Genomic DNA, 16,419 nt, shown 5'->3' on the forward strand with positions numbered 1-16,419 from the left:
AAACTCCGCCGCTCGGCGGAGCTTCTCCCTATGTTTCCCCCAGGCGCACCACCGGAGCGTCCTCCAGTCCCGTCAGATCATGGGTGGCCAGCAGCACCGGCCTCCCTCCCCCTCTTTCCCGGATCAGCTCCACGCACCGGGCCCGGTTCTCCCCGTCCAGGCCGGTGAAGGGCTCGTCCAGGGCCAGGGCCTCCGCCGGGGCCAGCAGGGCCCGGGCCAGGGGAGACAGCTCTAAGCCGTACTTCTCCGCCACCGCCAAGGTCTCTTCCAGCGTAGAGCCGTCCACAGCGGCGGGGCCGGAGGCGATCATGTCCAGCCGGTCCCCCAGCACGTCGGAAAGCACCACGGAAAACACCCGGGCCGGGGCGCAGGCCGCGCCGAAACGGCCCCCCTTTACGTTGGACAGCCGCTTGCGGACCCGGTTGACCTCCTGGATGTCCGCGCCGCAGGAAAGAAGCCGGCGGTTGATGTCCTGAAATTCCGCCAGGGAGAGGTCCGACGCCTCGAAGAGGGCGGAGCCCCCGCCGGAGAGGAGAAACAGCAGGTCATCCNCCTCCCNCAGTCCCTGGACCAGCTCCAAAGCCCGCTCCGATGCGGCGAAGGAAGCCGCGTCCGCCACCGGGTGCCCCGCCTCTAAAATCTCCAGGCCCGGCAGGGGCCCTTGGCTGTGGCCGTATTTCGTCACCACCAAACCGCCGTCCACGCTTACGGCTTCCAGGGCGGCGGAGGCCATCCGCCACGCCGCCTTTCCCACGGAAACCAGCAGCGTCCGGCCAGGGCCGGGACGGAAGTCCCTCAGGGCCTCCCTCACCGCCACATCCGGCAGCGCCCGGCGAATTGCCTCGCCGTAAATTTGTTCCGCGTGCCTTCGAAGCTCCGTCATGCTTGCCGCCTCCCTTTTGTTGTATTCCAGTATAACGGATGGAGAGGAAAAGGACAATCATTTTTCCGTTTGCATTTTCCCGCCCGATGGGGTATGATGTGGAAAACACCGGGCGGAACCCCGCCGTGAAGGAGGCGCGCCAATATGAAGCGGATGGACGAGGGCATGCCCTTCCTCCTGCAATACGAACATGTGGCCTGGTACGAGGATGGAAAGGTCCGCATTTTAGACCGCCGGGTCTACCCGAGGGAGGTCCGGTTCGAGGTCTGCGAAACCTACCGGCAGGTGGTCCGGGCCATTGCGGACATGGTGACCCAGAGCGCCGGGCCCTATACCGCCGTGGGCATGGGCATGGCCCTGGCGGCCCACCAGGCCCGGGATAAAGGCCGGGCGGAACAGCTTGCCTTTCTCCGCCAGGCGGCCCAGGAGCTGGCCCACGCCCGGCCCACCACCGCCAACCGCTACGGCCAGATCACCTTCCGCTGCGCGGACGTGGCGGAGGCGGCGCTGGAAGCGGGACAAAACCCCGTCGCCGCCATTGTGGAAGACACCCTGGAATCCCTGGGGCGGCGCTACAGCGTCATGCAGCTGGTGGGGGACCGCTTGGAGGCCCTCATCCCGGAGGGCGGAACGGTTCTCACACAGTGCTACGGGGAAACCATCATCGGAACTCTTATCCGGGCCGCAAGGCGAACGGGAAAGACCTTCCGGGTGTTCNGCGCGGAGACCCGGCCTTTCCTCCAGGGGGCCCGGCTCACCGCCAGCTGCTTTGCCCAGGCAGGCTTTGACACCACGGTGCTCACGGACAATATGATTGCCTACGCCATGGAGCGGGAGGGAATCGACGTCTTTACCTCCGCCGCGGACACCATCGCCCGGGACGGGCACATCGNCAACAAGACGGGCACCTTTCAGATNGCGATTCTGGCCAAGTACTTCGGCGTTCCCTACTATGTCACCGGCATCCCCGACCGGGACAAGCGGTCGGCGGCGGACATTGTCATCNAACAGNGGGACCCCGGCCCNGTGCTGACCTCCTGGGGCATTCCCAACACCGTCCCGGAGGTCAAAGGAGTTTATCCCTCCTTTGACGTGACGCCCCCGCACCTGATTTCCGGGGTGGTGACGGACAAGGGGGTCTACGTCCCCTATCTGCTGGACCAATATTTTGACTCGGAAGTCCGGGAATTTTACTGAGGAGGATTCGGCTATGCTGCTGCAAAAAGAACGGGAGCTGGTGGTGGAGTACGGCAGGAAAATGAGCGCCGGCCGCCTTTGCACCGGCACCAGCGGAAACATCAGCGTCTATGTCCCGGAGCGGGGCCTCATGGCTATCAGCCCCTCCGGCATCGGCTATTTCGACACCCGGCCGGAAGACGTGGTGGTGACGGATCTGGAGGCCAACATTGCGGATGGAACCCGGAAGCCCTCCAGCGAGTGGGCCCTCCACACCCTTTTTTACAAGAACAAGCCGCACATCCGGGCCGTGGTCCACACCCATTCCATGTACTGCACTACCTTCGCCGTACTGGGCCGGCCCCTCCGGGCCGTTCACTACGCCATCGCCGATGCGGGGGCGGCGGAGGTCCCCTGTGCGCCCTACTACCCCTTCGGCACCTTAGAGCTGGCGGAGGCCGCCGTGGAGACTGCCGGGGACAGCGACGCCGTGCTGCTGGGAAACCACGGGCTGGTGGCCTGCGGGAAGGACCTCGCCGGGGCCTACGGCCTGGCGCTGAACATGGAATACGTGGCGGAACTTCAATACCGGGCCCTGTGCATCGGGACGCCCAACGTCCTCGGCANGGAGGCNATGGAGGACGTCATGGAGCGGTTCAAATCCTACGGGCAGCCGGAAGGCAGGAAAACAGGTTATTAAAAACCACGAACCGGCGGGACGCTGTGCGCGTCCNGCCGGTTTTCCATCACTGGGGCAGTTCCTTCCCCAGCCGCTTGTACATGGTTTTCTTCACCGCCCGGAGGATGTTTTCATACCCCGTGCACCGGCAGAGGTGGCCGGAAAGGAGCTTGCGCAGCTCCGCGTCCGTATACTCCTTGCCGGACTCCAGAATCTCCACTGCCGTCAGGATGAAGCCCGGGGAGCAGAAGCCGCACTGAATCGCCGCCTCGTCCACAAAGGCCTGCTGGATGTCGGAAAGCTCCCCGTTGGGGCCCAGGAGGCCCTCCAGGGTGCGGACCTTCTTTCCCTCCGCCCAGACGGCCAGGTAGATGCAGGAGTTGAACGCCTCGCCGTCAATCAGCACGTTGCAGGCTCCGCACTCCCCCACCTCGCAGCCCTTTTTGACAGAGGTCATGCGGAAGTCGTTCCGCAGCATGTCCGTAAGGCTGGCCCGGACGTCCACCGTCCGCTCCACGTCCTTGCCGTTGAGGTTGAAGCGGACCGTCTGATATTGAATGTTGTGTTTCTCCATCACAGGTCACCTCCCGCCAGTTTCACGGACTCAATAAAGGCCCGCTTCGCGCTCTCCACGGCGATGTGGAGGCGGAAGTCCCTGGCCGCCCGCCAGGAGTCCCGGGGATTGATGTCCTCCTTGACGGCCTGGGCGAACCGCTCCGCCAGCTCCAGGCTGACGGGCTGTCCGGCGGCTAATCTTTCCGCCGTTTCGGCCCGCAGGGGCACGGGGCCCGCCACGCCGAAAGCGACCCTTGCCCGCTCCACCGTTTTCTTATCGGCGGAGAGGCGGACGTTGACGGAGGTTCCCAGGGTGGCGATGTCCATGGCGTTTCGCATGGCGTACTTGATATAGTGGCCGAAGCAGTTCTCATAGCTCTCTTTGGGAATCAAGATGGCGGTCTGGATTTCGCCTTCCCGAATGTCCACCTTGCCCGCCTTGATATAGAAGTCATGGATTGACTGGCGGCGGACGCCCTCCGGGCCCGTCAGTTCCACCACGGCGTCCCAGGCGTGGAGGGTGGAGGCGGAGTCGGCGGAGGTGACGCCGTTGCAGGTGTTTCCGCCGATGGTGCCGATGTTCCGGATCTGAGGGCCGCCCACCTGGTCCACGGCCTCGCCCAGGACGTTGATGTATTTCTGAATCAGGGGGTCCCGGGTGATATGGGAAAAGCTGGTGAGAGAGCCGATGCGAAGGGTCCCGTCGGCGTCCAGGGACACGCCCCGGATCTCGTCCAGGGTCTGGATGGAGATGAGCTCCGCCCCGGCCCGCCTGCCCTCCCGCATCTGGACCAGCACGTCGGAGCCTCCGGCGATGATCTGAGCCTCGGGATGGGCAAGGCGCAGGGCCATGGCGTCCTTGACGCTCTTCGCCTGATACAGGGCTTTCATGTCATACATACGCTGGGCCCTCCTTTAGTCGTTGATGAGCCCCGCCTCTTTGAACTTCCGATAGAGGACATGGGGCGTGATGGGGCAGGAATCGATGGCCACGCCGGTGGCGTTCAAAATCGCGTTGCGAATGGCCGGGGCGCCGGAGCAGGCCGGGGGCTCGCCCAGGGCCTTGGTGCCGTAGGGGCTGGTGGGCTCCGGGTTCTCCACAAAAGCGGCCTCCAGCGTGGGGTGGTCCATGAAGGTGGAGAGCTTATAGTCCAGCAGGTTGTTGTTCAGGGGTTTGCCGGTCTTTTCGTCGAACTTCAATTNCTCGGAAAGGCCGTAGCCGATGGCCATGGACATGCCGCCGTGGACCTGGGCCTCCGCCAGGGCGGGGTTAATCAGCGTGCCGCAGTCGTGGACGTTCACCAGCCGCAGAAGGGTGGCCTTGCACATGGGAATGTCCACCTCCACCTCCGCGAAGGAGCAGCCGAAGGAATAGGCGTTGGATTTGATCTGTGCCGTGGTCTCAGCGGTGATATGCCGGCTGCTCTCCAGGGAGTACAGGCTTTCCGTCGCCAGGTCCCCCAGGGATTTCAGAATCCGCCCATCGGATTTCCGGACGATCTGCCCGTCCACCAGATCCAGGTTGGAAACAGGCATCCGGGTCTGCTCATGGGCAACGTTCAAAATGCGCTCCCGCAGGGCCAGGGCCGTCTGCATGATGGAGAAGCCGCCGATGTAGGTCTGCCGGGAGGCATAGGCCCCGGTGCCGAAGGGGGTAATATCCGTGTCCTGGGTGGAGACTACATGGACGTCGCCAAGGGGAATGCCCACGGCGTCCGCCACCATCTGGGAATAGGCCGTGTCGCATCCCTGGCCGATCTCCGTCTCGCCGGTCTGGAACTGGAGAGAGCCGTCCTGATTCAGCACCATCCGGCAGGAGGAGGATTCCAGGGAGATGGGCCAAACGGCGGTATTGTACCAGAACACCGCCAGCCCCACGCCCCTGCGGATCGGGCCGGTCTGGTTTTGGTATTCCTCAAACTTTTTCCGGTAGTCCAGCAGCTCCAAGGCCTTGTCCATGCACTGGTTGAAGGTGTCGGAATAGAGCTCGTTCTTGGAAAAGCCGTCCACATAGCCCACGGGCATCAGGTTTTTCCGGCGGAATTCCAGGGGGGACATGTGAATCGCCTTGCAGATGTCGTCAATGTGGCTCTCCCCGGCGAACATGGCCTGGGGGATGCCATAGCCCCGCATGGCCCCGGCGGAGGGCCGGTTCGTGTACACCGTCCAGCTGTCGCACTCCACATTGGGGCAGGGGTAGAGCTGAGGGAAGGCGTTCATGCCCTTGGCCACGATGCCGTGGCCGTGGGAGGCGTAGGCCCCCTGGTTGGAAAACGCCTCCAGCTTCCGGGCAACCAGGGTGCCATCGGGCCGGACATAGGAAATAATGTGGGTGCGGATGGCGTGGCGGACCCGGTTGGAGACAAAGGTCTCCTCCCGGCTGCACTCCAGCTTCACCAGGCGTCCTCCGACCTTCGTGGAGCACCAGGCGCACAGGGGCTCATACAGCGCGTCCTGCTTGTTGCCAAAGCCGCCGCCGATATAGGGCTTGATGATGCGGACCTTGCCCCAGGGAATCCCCAGGGCCTGGCCCACCACCCGGCGGACGATGTGGGGAATCTGGGTGGAGCTGACCACCACCACCCGGCCCGCCTCCTCATAGGCGAAGCAGCCGTGGTTTTCAATGTGGCAGTGCTGGACGGTGGGGGTGTCGTACCAGCCCTCCACCTTGATGAGGCCGGGCTCCCGCCGGGCAGTCTCGTAATCTCCCCGGCGAACGTCGGAATGGGCCAGGATGTTGTTTTGGGCCCGCTCTTGAATCTGAGGCGCGCCGTCCTTCATGGCTTCCTGCACGTCCAGAACAAAGGGCAGCTCCTCATACTCCACCTTCAAAGCCCGGACCGCCTGGGCGGCGGCCACCTCGTCCTCAGCGATGACCACCGCTACCTCGTCGCCGTAGTAGCGGACGTGCCGGTTTAAAAGCTTCCGGTCCGCCACGTCCTGGTGATGGGGGNCCGTGGACCAGGGATGGCCCGCCGTGGGAAACNCGATGTCCGGCGCGTCGAAGCAGGTCAGAACCTTCACCACGCCCGGGACGGCCTCCGCCGCCGAGGTATCCACGGACTTCACAAAGCCGTGGGCGATGGTGGAATGGCAGATTTTCGCGATCAGGGCGCTGCGGTCACAGAGGTCGTCCATGTATTTGGCCCGGCCTGTGGCCTTCTCATAGGCGTCCACCCGGATCACGCTCTTGCCGACGCTTTTGCTCATAGGGTGCCCTCCTTTTCTATTACAACTTCGCTCCCGGGGAAACGGGACCCTTGACTGGACGGGAGAAAAGAGGATATACTACTTTTATAAACACTTGCTAAATATGGGGGTTGCAGAATATGGTACAGACACTGGGCTGTGTGGTGNTGGCGGCTGGAAACGCCCGCCGGTTTGGGGAGAACAAGCTGGCCGCCGGATTGGGGGGCCGGAGCCTGATTCTCCGGGCGCTGGAGGCGGTGCCTAGGGAGGAATTTGAACAGGTCGCGGTGGTAACCCAATACCCGGAGGTTTTGGACCTGGCGGAGCGGTTTCGCTTCTCCGCCGTCCGGAACGAACACCCGGATTGGGGCATCAGCCACACCATCCGCCTGGGACTGGAATCCCTGGGAGGCTGCGCCGCCGCCATGTTCCTGGTCAGCGATCAGCCTCTTTTAAAGCGGGAGAGCGTCAAGGCCCTGGTGGAGCTCTGGCGCTCCCAGCCGGAGAAGATCGCCGCCCTGGCTCACGGCGGGGTCCGGGGGAATCCCTGCGTNTTCCCCGCCCGGTTCTTCCCGGAGCTGCTGGAGCTCCGGGAGGACCACGGGGGAAACACCGTCATCCGGCGGCATGAGGAAGACCTTGTTTTGCTGGAAGTGCCGGAGGAGGAGCTGACGGATGTGGACACGCCGGAGGCTCTGAAAGGGTTGAATCCTTAAGANGCCGGCAGCTTGAGGGGAAATGGCCTGAGCAGGGGCTCAGGCCCCACAATGGAACTCCCTGCTCTTCTTGGGGTGCTCTGCATCCATCAGCTTTATTTTTTGCTGTAGGGGGTCCCTTCCAGGGGCAGGGCCGTGCGGCGCTTTCCGTCGTAGCGGTAATAGGCGCCGGCAATGGCGGGGGCGGTGGGAATGGAGGTAATCTCCCCGATGCCGATGGCCCCGCAGGCCACATTCAGCCCCGGCTTCTCCACGATAATGGGGACGATTTCAGGGATCTGGCTGGCCCGGAACAGGCCCAGGGTGCCGAACTTCACATTGGGCTTGCAGTCCTCCAGGGGATAGCGCTCTGTCAGGGCGTAGCCCATGGACATGACCACGCCGCCCTCGATCTGGCCCTCCANCGAGAGGGGATNTACCGCCTTGCCCACGTCGTGGGCGGCGACGATCTGCTTCAGCTTCCCGTCCTCGTCCAGGACGCAGACCTGAGTGGCGTAGCCGTAGGCGATATGGCTGACGGGATTGGGCACATCGGCCCCCAGGGGGTCCGTTTTGCCCAAGTACTCGCCATAAAACTCCTTGCCGTTCAAGGAGCCAAGGCCCCCCTCTTCCAGGGCGGCTTTCAATCCCTCGCAGGCCCGGCGGCACGCCTCGCCGGTAAACAGGGTCTGCCGGGAGCCGGAGGTGGTGCCGGAATCCGGCGCGAAATAGGTGTTCGACCTCTCATAGACCACGTCCTCATGGGGAAGGCCCGTCTGGTCGCAGATCATCTGGGTCAGCACCGTGCCCAGGCCCTGGCCGATGCAGGAGGCCCCGGCGAAAATGTGGACCTTGCCGTCCTCCACCGTCAGCCGCACCCGGCCCGTGTCCGGGATGCCCACGCCCACGCCCGCGTTCTTCATGGCACAGGCGAGGCCCGCGTATTTGGCCTTTTCGTAGTAGGGCTTCACCGCCTCCAGAGTATCCACCAGGCCGGTGGATTCGTCCACAATCTGGCCGTTTGGCAGCTCCTGGCCGGGGCGGATGGCGTTGCGGTAGCGGATTTCCCAGGGGCTGATGCCCACCAGGTCCGCCATCTGNTTCAAAAGNCTCTCGATGCAGAAGCAGGTCTGGGTGACACCAAAACCCCGGAAGGCCCCGGCGGGGGGATTGTTGGTGTACCAGGCCCAGCCGTCGATCTCGAAGTTCTGGTAGTTATAGGGCCCGGCGGCGTGGGTACAGGCCCGCTCCAGCACCGGCCCGCCCAGGGAGGCGTAGGCCCCGGTGTCGGCCACCACGCTGGCCTTCACGCCCTGGATAACGCCGTTTTCGTCACAGCCCAGGGTAAACTCCATCTCCATGGGGTNCCGCTTGGGGTGAATCAGCAGGCTCTCCGCCCGGCTGAGCTTCNCCTTCACCGGGCGCTTCGTCAGGTAGGCTACCAACGCGGCGTGGTGCTGGACCGTCACGTCCTCCTTGCCGCCAAAGCCGCCGCCCACCAGGCAGTTTTGGACCTTCACCTTTTCCGCCGGGAGGCCCAGCATCCCCATAGTCTCGTGCTGGGTGTCGTAGGTGCCCTGGTCCGTGGAAAGGACCATGACCCCGTCCCCGTCGGGATAGGCCACGGCACACTCCGGCTCCAGGAAGGCGTGTTCCGTCCAGGGGGTGGAGAATTTCTCCGTCAGCACATGCTTGGCTTTCGCGATAGCCGCCGCCGGGTCCCCCCGCTGGATGTGCTTGTGGGCCAGCAGGTTCCCCTCCCGGTGGACCAGGGGGGCGTTCTCCGCCATGGCCTCCTGGGGATTCCGCACCATGGGCAGCTCCTCGTAGTCCACCTTGACCAGAGCCTTGGCCTTCGCCAGGGTTTCCGCGTCCTCGGCGGCCACAATGCACACGGCGTCGCCCAAATAGTGCGTGACGTCTCCCACGGCAATCATGGTGTCCCAGTCCTTTTTCAGGTGGCCCACCTTGTTGCTGCCGGGAATGTCGGCGGCGGTGAAGACCCCCGCCACGCCGGGCAGGNCCTTGGCCNCTTCCGTATGAATNGCCAGCACCCGGGCCCTGGGGTACTGAGAGCGGACGGCGGAGGCGTAAAGCATGCCGTCCATATAAATATCGTCAGGGTACACCCCCGTGCCGGTGACCTTTTCTTCCACGTCCACCCGGGGTACCCGGGCCCCCAGGGACCAATCGGAGGGGATCTCCGGCACCTCTCCGGCCCGGAGCAGCTCCGCCGCCAGCAGGATGGCGTCGATGATCTTCACATAGCCGGTACACCGGCAGATGTTGTTGCGGATGGCGAAGGCCGCCTCCTCCCGGGCGGGGTTTGGATTCCCGTCCAGAAGGGCCTTGGCGCACATCACCATGCCCGGGATGCAGAAGCCGCACTGAACCGCCCCGGCCTGGCCGAAGGCGTATGTATAGACCCGCTTTTCANAGTCCGTCAGNCCCTCCACGGTGAGGACGCTCTTCCCCTCCAGCTTGTCCGTCTGGGGAATGCACGCCCGGGTGGGCTTGCCGTCGATCAGCACCGTGCAGGTGCCGCAGGCCCCTTCGCTGCATCCGTCCTTCACGGAGGTCAGCCCCAAATCGTCCCGCAGGAAGCGGATCAGCTTCTGGTTTTTCTCCACGGTGACTAGTTTGCCGTTTACGGTAAATGCCGCCATAAAAAACTCCTTGCTTCCGTGCCCGACCNCGGTCCCACGGCTATGTCGTATTCGGAAAGGTCGACCTTTCCGTTATTGTCTATTATACATGAAGGTCAACCCATAATCAAGGACACTTTTGTCATTTCGTTATTCTATGTTTAGTCTAACGACGCTAATTCCCAGCCCACCGCCAGGGCCCCCTTTCGGACACTGACGCGGGCCGATGGCTCCAGGATGTGATTGCTGACCCCCAGGGGAAACTCCGGGGTCAGGACCGCGTCTTTCAAGGGGTACTGGAAGCCCTCCTCGTCCACGCCCTCCGCCCGGTCCCCCAGGCAGAAAGCGGAGAACAGGCCCCACTCCACCGTTTTCCGAATGACCAGCGCCTCGTCCTCCAGAACGGTCCAGACGAAATCGTCGTCATACAGGAAGCCCCTGGCCCCCCTCCGGCGGAGGAACAGCAAAGACTGGAGATTTGCCAGCGTATGATCCAGCCGCTTGCCGCCGGTGCCGCCGTAAATATAAAAAATATCGCACATTTGTTCCAGGCCCGCCCGGAGGGCCGCCAGGGTATCCGTGTCGTCCTTCTCCACCGGCAGGCGGCGGACCTGGGCGAAGCCCGCCGGGGGCTCCATGGAGTCGAAATCCCCCAGGAGCAGGTCCGGCACAATTCCCTCCCCCCGGCAGATCCGATAGCCCGCGTCGGCGGCGATGACGAGGTCGCCGGGAACGGGGCGCTCCCGCAATCCATAAAAGCTCCCGGCGGCAAAGATAAAACAGCGTCTCATGTTCAGCTCTCCTTGCGGCGTTTTTCATGTCCTCATCATACCATCTCCGCCGGGAAAACGCCAGTCCTTTCAGCGGGGCGTCTTCAGGGCCCGTTCAATGTCCAGGACAATGTCGCTCATTTTTACGTCCAGCGCCAGGCTGATCCGGTAGAGCGTTTCCAGCGTGGGCTTCCGCCCGCCCCGTTCAATGGCGCTGAGGTGGGTTCTGCCGATGTCCGCCAGGCCGCTCAGCACCTCCTGGGTCACGCCCTTCCGAAGCCGGTAGGCGGCAATCACCTCGCCCACCACCACAGGGTCCAGGCGCATCTCGCTCATGTTCATCACCTCTTAAAAAGTGTATCCGAAAACGGGACGGCCGCCGAACGCATATGTTGACATTTGAATACTTATGTGTTACTATTTTCCCCAGGAATACCTTGGATTCACCATGAGAATAGACGGGAGGCGAACATGGCCGGAATGCTTACCGCGGCGGCGGCGCTCTGGCTGGCCGGGACGGCGGGGCGGTGGCGCTGCTTTCAGAAGATGGGCTGCCGGGGCTGGGAGGCGGTGGTGCCGGTCTACCGGACCTGGCTGCTCTTCCACGAGCTCTACGGCAGCGGGCGGCGGATACTCCGGCTGCTCCTGCCCGTTTACAATGTATACATTCTCTTTCGATGCGGCGCCGACCTGGCCCTCGCCTTCAACCGGAGCGCCTGGTTCGGCTTGGGGCTGACCCTGCTGCCCTTCCTCTTCTTCCCCATCCTGGGTTTCGGCGGGGCGGTCTACCTGGACGGCTCCTTAAACGTGAGACAACCTCCATACACCTTTTGAAAACGGCCCATTTATTCGGGCCGTTTTTTGTTTTCCCTCTTGACAGGAACGGTTGTTCGAGTTACAATAATACTCGAACAAATTTTCTATACGGAGGGTTTCCTATGACCGGCTGGACTTTATTCTTTACGCTCTTGGGCGCCGCCATCCTCACCGCCCAGCTTTTCCGCTTCATCGATTTGATCGAGCGGCCCGCCCGGCGCTCCCGCAAGGCGGTCTGCCTCCCGGCGGCCTGGAATGTGCGGCTTTGGGCCAGCCTGAGCAAGAAGACATGGATGTCCTGGAGAAGCTGACCGTCCTCACCGACGCCGCCAAGTATGACGCCGCCTGTACCTCCAGCGGCGGGACCCGGACCGCGAAAAAGGGGTATATCGGCAACACCTCCACCGCCTCGGCGGGCTGCTGCCACACCTTCTCCGCCGACGGGNNCTGNGTCACGCTGCTGANGGTGCTGNTGACCAACCGCTNNGTGTACGACTGCAAATACTGCGTCAACCGCCGGAGCAACGATACCCGGCGGGCGGCCTTTACCCCGGAGGAGCTGGCGGACCTCACCATCCAGTTCTACCGCCGGAATTATATCGAGGGGCTCTTTCTCTCCTCCGGGGTCTTCCGCAGTCCGGACTACACCACGGAGCTGATGATCCGCTGCCTGGCCCTCCTTCGGGAGCAGTACCGCTTCAACGGCTATATCCACGCCAAGGCCATTNCNGGCACGGCGCCGGAGCTGNTGGAGNGGCTGGGCTTTCTGGCGGACCGGCTCAGCGTGAACATCGAGCTGCCCTCGGAGGCGGGGCTGAATTCCCTGGCCCCGGACAAGACAAAGGGGGCCATCCTGGCCCCCATGCGGCAGATTCAGACCCGGAACCGGCAGAGCCGGGAAGAGCTGGTAAAGNANANGCACGCCCCCCGCTTCGCCCCCGCCGGGCAGAGCACCCAGCTCATCGTGGGGGCCACCCGGGACACGGATTTCCACATCCTCCGGCTGACCCAGGGGCTCTATGACCGCTACGGTCTAAAACGTGTGTTCTATTCCGCCTACGTCCCCGTGGAGGAGCACGCCCTCCTCNCCGCCAGGGACGTGAAGCCGCCTCTTCTGCGGGAGCACCGGCTCTATCAGGCGGACTGGCTTCTGCGGTTCTATGGCTTCCGGGCGGAGGAGCTGCTGGACGAGGGAACCCAGGACTTCGACACCCGGGTGGACCCCNNGTGCAGCTGGGCCNTGGCCCACTTGGACTTCTTCCCGGTGGAGGTCAACACCGCCGCCTATGAGACCCTGCTGCGGATTCCCGGCGTGGGGGTCACCTCCGCCCGGCGGATTCTCAGCGCCCGGCGGGTGGGGCCCCTCCACATCGACAATCTGAAAAAGCTGGGCGTGGTCATGAAGCGGGNCCAGTACTTCCTCACCGCCTCCGGCAAAATNGCGNAGGGACTGCGCTTTACGCCGGACAGCGTTCTCCNGGGGCTCATCGCCNCCGANCGGCCCCTGCTGCCCCAGCAGGAGGCGGTGCAGTTGTCCCTCTTCGACCCGGCGGAGACGGCGTGACGGCGCACCCGGAGGTGTTCCATGGACGTGATTTACCATTACGACGGCAGCTTCGAGGGCTTCCTCTCCTGCGTCTTCGACAGCTACGCCCATAAGGAAATCCCCGCCGGATTCTGCTCCGGCGAGGATGCTGTTTTCAGCTTATTCAATTCCCGGACGGTACTCACGGACCCGGACCACGCCGCCCGGGTGCTGCAAAAGGTCGCCGCCCTGTCCCCGGAGGCCGCCGTGCTGCTGCGGCGGGGCTTCCTCACCTGCCTTTCGGAGAAGGAGCTGCATTTGTTCCAGGTGGTCGCCAAGCTGCTCCGGGAGGGCCCCGGCTTCCTCCGCAACCGCTCCGACGAGACCTTGTACCCGGTCATCCGGGCCGTCCAGCACCTGAACGGGGAGGTCCATCTATTAAAGGGCTTCGTCCGCTTTTCGGACCTGGGGGGCGTGCTGGGAGGCGAGATTGAGCCGAAAAACCGGGTGCTCCCCGTTCTGGGCGGGCACTTTTCCGCCCGGTTTCACAACGAGCGCTTTTTCCTCTACGACCGCACCCACAAAGAGGCCCTGTTCCACGTCCCCGGCCAGTCGGTCATCCGGCCCCTGGCGGATTTCCAGATGGCCCCGCCGGATAAAACGGAAGCCCGCTACCGCCTCCTGTGGAAGCGGTTCTACGACACCATCGCCATCAAGGAGCGGGAGAATCCCCGCCTTCGCATGAGCAACATGCCCAAGCGCTACTGGGGCACCATGACGGAGTTCCAGGGGGAGGACCACTTCATTCCTCGAACGTCTCCCGGAGCCGTTTCAGGCCCCGGCGCTCCAGCCGGGATATCTGCACCTGGGACACCCCCACCACCCGGGCCGTCTGCTCCTGGGTCAGGCCCTTGAAATAGCGGAGGAGAATGGTCATGCGCTCCTTTTCCGACAGGCGATCGATGGCCTCNCGGAGGNCGATGCGCTCCACCAGCCCCTCCTCCGGAGCCTCGGTGCCCAGGGCCCCCTCCAGGGTCAGCCCGTCCGCCGTCTCCTGCTGGAGGGACTCCGGCGCGTCGGTGGCCAGGTCCGTCCGGGCGATCTCCTCCGGCGTCAGGCCCGTGGCCTCCGACAGCTCCGACAGGGCCGGCTCCCGGCCCAGCTGGTTGCGGAGACGTTCCCGGGCGGCGTAGAGGGTCTGGGCCTGTTCCCGGATGCTCCGCCCCACCTTCACCGCTCCGTCGTCCCGCAGGAAGCGGCGGATCTCCCCCGCGATTTTCGGCACGGCGTAGGTGGAAAAGCAGGTGCCGTAATCGAAGTCAAAGCCCTGGACCGCCTTCAAAAACCCCAGGCAGCCCAGTTGATATAAATCGTCCGGCTCCACGCCCCGTCCATAATATCGCCGGACCACGCTCCAGATCAGGCCGTTGTTCTCAATGACCGCCTGTTCACAGGCGTCCCGGTCCCCCTGCTGGGCCGCCCGGAGGAGCTCCAGCGCGGCNCGCATTTCTTCACGCGGGNGACCAGCTTTTTCCGCATCACCACCGTGGTCCCCTTGTTCACGGCGNACCGNACCGTCACCNTATCCATGAAGCTCTCCATNATGGTAAAGCCCATGCCGCTGCGCTCCTCCCCGCCGGTGGTAAACATGGGCTGGCGGGCCTTGTCCACATCGGGGATGCCCCGGCCGTGGTCCTTCACCGTCAACTCCAGCACGTTCCCCGCCAGCACCCGCAGCTTCAGCGTCACGCCGCCGATGGCGTCCGGGTAGCCGTGGACGATGGCGTTGGTCACCGCCTCGCTGACGGCGGTTTTGATGTCCTCCAGTTCGTTGAGGGTAGGGTCCATCTGGGCGGCGAAGCAGGCCGCGGCGGAGCGGGCGAAGCTCTCGTTCCGGCTCTGGCTGGGAAAGTCCATCGTGACCTCATTGACTGCCTTGGTCCTCATGTATGTAAAACCTCCTTATTTGATCGTCACCAGCCGGTTCACCCCGGCGGCCTCCAGCACCCGCCGGGCCTGGGGCGGCACCCCCCGCACCAGCAGCCCCCCGTCCAGAAGCTGCATCTTCTGCCGGGCCCGGAGAATTACCGCGATGCCGGAGCTGTCCATAAAGGTCACTCCCGACAGGTCCAGCACCAGCTTCCGGGGCAGGGCCGCGTCCAGGGCCTCCTCCATCTCCCGGAGGGCGGTCCGGGCCCCGTGGTGGTCCAGCTCCCCGCTGAGCTCCAGCAGCAGATTCCGGTCCGCGCTCTTTGCCAGGATTTCCATAGCGTTCCCCTCTTTTGTCAAAAATAAATCTGATTCGCCATTTTCTGCCCCCGGCCCCGGATGGGACGGGCTTTTCAAATTTGATGATAGCACGTCCCGCTCCGGCTTTTTGTCGAAATCCATAAGAAAACTCTGGAAATTTCGGCAAAAAGTGGAAATAGTCTCTCTGGCCCTTGAAGCATCGGCGCCCGCTGTCCTTGGACGGCGGGCGTTTCCATTTTGTAACCAATTTGAGGTTGACAAACGTCTACCTCTCTGTTACGCTTCAGGTAGACAGACGTATACCTGACCGAGGGAGGTGTTTTCATGAAAATTGAACTTTCCAACAGCGAGTGGAAGCTGATGCGCCGCCTGTGGGACCGGGCTCCCAGCACCATCACAGAGCTGACGGCGGCTCTNCGGGAGGAGACCGGCTGGAGTAAAAACACGGTGATCACCATGCTTTCCCGGCTGGAGGCCAAGGGGGCCGTCCGCCACGAGGAGGGCGGAAAGGCCAAGCGCTACTACCCCGCCCTCCGGCGGGAGGATGCCGCCAGGGACGAGACGGAGAGCTTCCTCTCCAAGGTCTACGGCGGCAGCCTGGGGCTGATGATGAGCGCCATGGTGGAAAGCCGCCGGCTGTCCGAATCGGACATCGCCGAGCTGTCCGCCATCCTGGATAAGGCGGGAGGTGACGACACATGAAGGAAATCCTTCTGACCTCCTCGGCGCTGATCCTGGCGCTGCTGGCCCTCCGGCGGCTGTTTCGGAAGGTCCTCTCTCGCCGGGCCCAGTACGCCCTCTGGGGACTGGTGCTGCTGCGGCTGCTGGTTCCGGCCAGCCTTCCGGCGGCAGATTTCAGCTTGCTGACGGCGGCGGAACCGGTGGTGTCCGGCCTGGAGGGACAGGCACTCTACCTGTCCCCCTCCCGGGTCACTCTGACCGCTCCAGAGGGGCCCCTTCCCTCGTACCGTTCCGAAGAGGACCCCAAAATCGTGCTGGGCCCGCCCTCGGAAAACAGCGTTTACAGCTATACCAACAGCCAGCAGGTGGTCCATGAGGTGGAATACGCCTGGCAGATCGTCCTGGCGGACCAGCTGCCCCCCATCTGGTACGGCGGTATGGCGGTCATGGCCTGCTGGCTGGTCCTCTCCAATCTGCTCTTCTGGCGGAAGCTCCGCAGGGCCCGGAGGTCCTATCCCGTGGAGGACTCCCCCCGCCGGGTCTATCTGGTGGAGG

General features: G+C 63.8%; 19 protein-coding genes. 9 read left to right on the plus strand and 10 right to left on the minus strand.

The features are described 5' to 3' along the window. Positions 1–28: 28 nt before the first annotated feature. Complete coding sequence (locus tag JX325_RS05110) at positions 29–883, minus strand: DUF4147 domain-containing protein (protein WP_204790087.1); 855 nt, start codon at positions 881–883, stop codon at positions 29–31. 144 nt (positions 884–1,027) lie between these two features. Here JX325_RS05110 and JX325_RS05115 point away from each other — a divergent pair, with 144 nt between their 5' ends. Continuing rightward, positions 1,028–2,080 carry a s-methyl-5-thioribose-1-phosphate isomerase gene (locus JX325_RS05115; RefSeq protein WP_204790088.1) on the plus strand — a complete coding sequence of 351 codons (1,053 nt, stop codon included), beginning with the start codon at positions 1,028–1,030 and terminating at the stop codon, positions 2,078–2,080. Between the two features lie 13 nt (positions 2,081–2,093). Next, positions 2,094–2,759, plus strand: a complete 666-nt coding sequence (locus JX325_RS05120) for a class II aldolase/adducin family protein (RefSeq protein WP_204790089.1) — start codon at positions 2,094–2,096, stop codon at positions 2,757–2,759. Between the two features lie 46 nt (positions 2,760–2,805). On the opposite strand, the gene xdhC is transcribed toward JX325_RS05120, so the two are convergent. Genes xdhC through xdhA form a run of 3 tightly spaced genes read right to left on the minus strand, consistent with a single transcriptional unit; the run spans position 2,806 to position 6,503 of the window. Then, entirely contained in the window at positions 2,806–3,312 is a 507-nt protein-coding gene (gene xdhC / locus JX325_RS05125) for a xanthine dehydrogenase subunit XdhC (protein ID WP_204790090.1), read from the minus strand. Next, entirely contained in the window at positions 3,312–4,193 is an 882-nt protein-coding gene (xdhB, locus tag JX325_RS05130) for a xanthine dehydrogenase subunit XdhB (RefSeq protein WP_204790091.1), read from the minus strand. Before xdhB ends, xdhC begins: the two co-directional genes overlap by 1 nt. A 15-nt stretch (positions 4,194–4,208) precedes the next feature. Continuing rightward, entirely contained in the window at positions 4,209–6,503 is a 2,295-nt protein-coding gene (gene xdhA, locus JX325_RS05135) for a xanthine dehydrogenase subunit XdhA (protein ID WP_204790092.1), read from the minus strand. 119 nt (positions 6,504–6,622) lie between these two features. Between xdhA and JX325_RS05140 the strand changes: the two genes are divergently transcribed. Beyond that, positions 6,623–7,198 (plus strand): NTP transferase domain-containing protein, encoded by a 576-nt coding sequence (locus tag JX325_RS05140; RefSeq protein ID WP_204790093.1) that lies wholly within the window; start codon positions 6,623–6,625, stop codon positions 7,196–7,198. A gap of 95 nt (positions 7,199–7,293) precedes the next feature. Here JX325_RS05140 and xdh read toward each other — a convergent pair whose 3' ends face one another. The 3 genes from xdh to JX325_RS05155 all read right to left on the minus strand — a co-directional run bounded on the left by xdh (position 7,294) and on the right by JX325_RS05155 (position 10,928). Then, positions 7,294–9,843, minus strand: a complete 2,550-nt coding sequence (gene xdh / locus JX325_RS05145) for a selenium-dependent xanthine dehydrogenase (RefSeq protein ID WP_204790094.1) — start codon at positions 9,841–9,843, stop codon at positions 7,294–7,296. A gap of 140 nt (positions 9,844–9,983) precedes the next feature. Further along, positions 9,984–10,613, minus strand: coding sequence for a thiamine diphosphokinase (locus tag JX325_RS05150; RefSeq protein ID WP_204790095.1), 630 nt, complete (start codon positions 10,611–10,613; stop codon positions 9,984–9,986). Between the two features lie 69 nt (positions 10,614–10,682). Then, positions 10,683–10,928 carry a helix-turn-helix domain-containing protein gene (locus tag JX325_RS05155; protein ID WP_243413934.1) on the minus strand — a complete coding sequence of 82 codons (246 nt, stop codon included), beginning with the start codon at positions 10,926–10,928 and terminating at the stop codon, positions 10,683–10,685. 135 nt (positions 10,929–11,063) lie between these two features. Here JX325_RS05155 and JX325_RS05160 point away from each other — a divergent pair, with 135 nt between their 5' ends. From JX325_RS05160 to JX325_RS05175, 4 genes are all read left to right on the plus strand, one after another. Continuing rightward, positions 11,064–11,426, plus strand: coding sequence for a DUF5684 domain-containing protein (locus tag JX325_RS05160; protein WP_204790096.1), 363 nt, complete (start codon positions 11,064–11,066; stop codon positions 11,424–11,426). 104 nt (positions 11,427–11,530) lie between these two features. Further along, complete coding sequence (locus tag JX325_RS05165) at positions 11,531–11,719, plus strand: hypothetical protein (RefSeq protein WP_204790097.1); 189 nt, start codon at positions 11,531–11,533, stop codon at positions 11,717–11,719. Continuing rightward, the gene (locus JX325_RS05170; protein ID WP_204790098.1) at positions 11,698–12,972 is read left to right on the plus strand and encodes a putative DNA modification/repair radical SAM protein; all 1,275 of its coding nucleotides are present in this window, start codon (positions 11,698–11,700) and stop codon (positions 12,970–12,972) included. The genes JX325_RS05165 and JX325_RS05170 overlap by 22 nt, the downstream gene beginning before the upstream one ends. A 21-nt stretch (positions 12,973–12,993) precedes the next feature. Continuing rightward, the gene (locus JX325_RS05175) at positions 12,994–13,848 is read left to right on the plus strand and encodes a TIGR03915 family putative DNA repair protein (protein WP_204790099.1); all 855 of its coding nucleotides are present in this window, start codon (positions 12,994–12,996) and stop codon (positions 13,846–13,848) included. On the opposite strand, the gene JX325_RS05180 is transcribed toward JX325_RS05175, so the two are convergent. The 3 genes from JX325_RS05180 to JX325_RS05190 all read right to left on the minus strand — a co-directional run bounded on the left by JX325_RS05180 (position 13,736) and on the right by JX325_RS05190 (position 15,201). Then, entirely contained in the window at positions 13,736–14,440 is a 705-nt protein-coding gene (locus JX325_RS05180; RefSeq protein WP_204790100.1) for a sigma-70 family RNA polymerase sigma factor, read from the minus strand. The genes JX325_RS05175 and JX325_RS05180 overlap by 113 nt on opposite strands. Further along, positions 14,353–14,880, minus strand: a complete 528-nt coding sequence (spoIIAB, locus tag JX325_RS05185; RefSeq protein WP_204790101.1) for an anti-sigma F factor — start codon at positions 14,878–14,880, stop codon at positions 14,353–14,355. Before spoIIAB ends, JX325_RS05180 begins: the two co-directional genes overlap by 88 nt. A 15-nt stretch (positions 14,881–14,895) precedes the next feature. Further along, positions 14,896–15,201, minus strand: a complete 306-nt coding sequence (locus tag JX325_RS05190) for an STAS domain-containing protein (RefSeq protein ID WP_204790102.1) — start codon at positions 15,199–15,201, stop codon at positions 14,896–14,898. 306 nt (positions 15,202–15,507) lie between these two features. Here JX325_RS05190 and JX325_RS05195 point away from each other — a divergent pair, with 306 nt between their 5' ends. Both JX325_RS05195 and JX325_RS05200 read left to right on the plus strand, forming a co-directional pair. After that, entirely contained in the window at positions 15,508–15,885 is a 378-nt protein-coding gene (locus JX325_RS05195) for a BlaI/MecI/CopY family transcriptional regulator (protein WP_204790103.1), read from the plus strand. Further along, positions 15,882–16,419, plus strand: a 538-nt coding sequence (locus JX325_RS05200) for a M56 family metallopeptidase (protein ID WP_279380509.1), incomplete at its 3' end; no start/stop codon positions are given. The genes JX325_RS05195 and JX325_RS05200, both read left to right, overlap by 4 nt.

It is taken from the genome of Oscillibacter sp. CU971, assembly GCF_905219725.1.
GTDB lineage: Bacteria > Bacillota > Clostridia > Oscillospirales > Oscillospiraceae > Oscillibacter.

Coding starts and splice junctions, on each gene's coding strand:
- JX325_RS05165 (WP_204790097.1), top strand. CDS start 11,531: ATGACCGGCTGGACTTTATTCTTTACGCTCTTGGGCGCCGCCATCCTC.
- xdhC (WP_204790090.1), bottom strand. CDS start 3,312: ATGGAGAAACACAACATTCAATATCAGACGGTCCGCTTCAACCTCAAC.
- JX325_RS05155 (WP_243413934.1), bottom strand. CDS start 10,928: ATGAGCGAGATGCGCCTGGACCCTGTGGTGGTGGGCGAGGTGATTGCC.
- JX325_RS05190 (WP_204790102.1), bottom strand. CDS start 15,201: ATGGAAATCCTGGCAAAGAGCGCGGACCGGAATCTGCTGCTGGAGCTC.
- JX325_RS05175 (WP_204790099.1), top strand. CDS start 12,994: ATGGACGTGATTTACCATTACGACGGCAGCTTCGAGGGCTTCCTCTCC.
- JX325_RS05160 (WP_204790096.1), top strand. CDS start 11,064: ATGGCCGGAATGCTTACCGCGGCGGCGGCGCTCTGGCTGGCCGGGACG.
- xdhB (WP_204790091.1), bottom strand. CDS start 4,193: ATGTATGACATGAAAGCCCTGTATCAGGCGAAGAGCGTCAAGGACGCC.
- JX325_RS05150 (WP_204790095.1), bottom strand. CDS start 10,613: ATGAGACGCTGTTTTATCTTTGCCGCCGGGAGCTTTTATGGATTGCGG.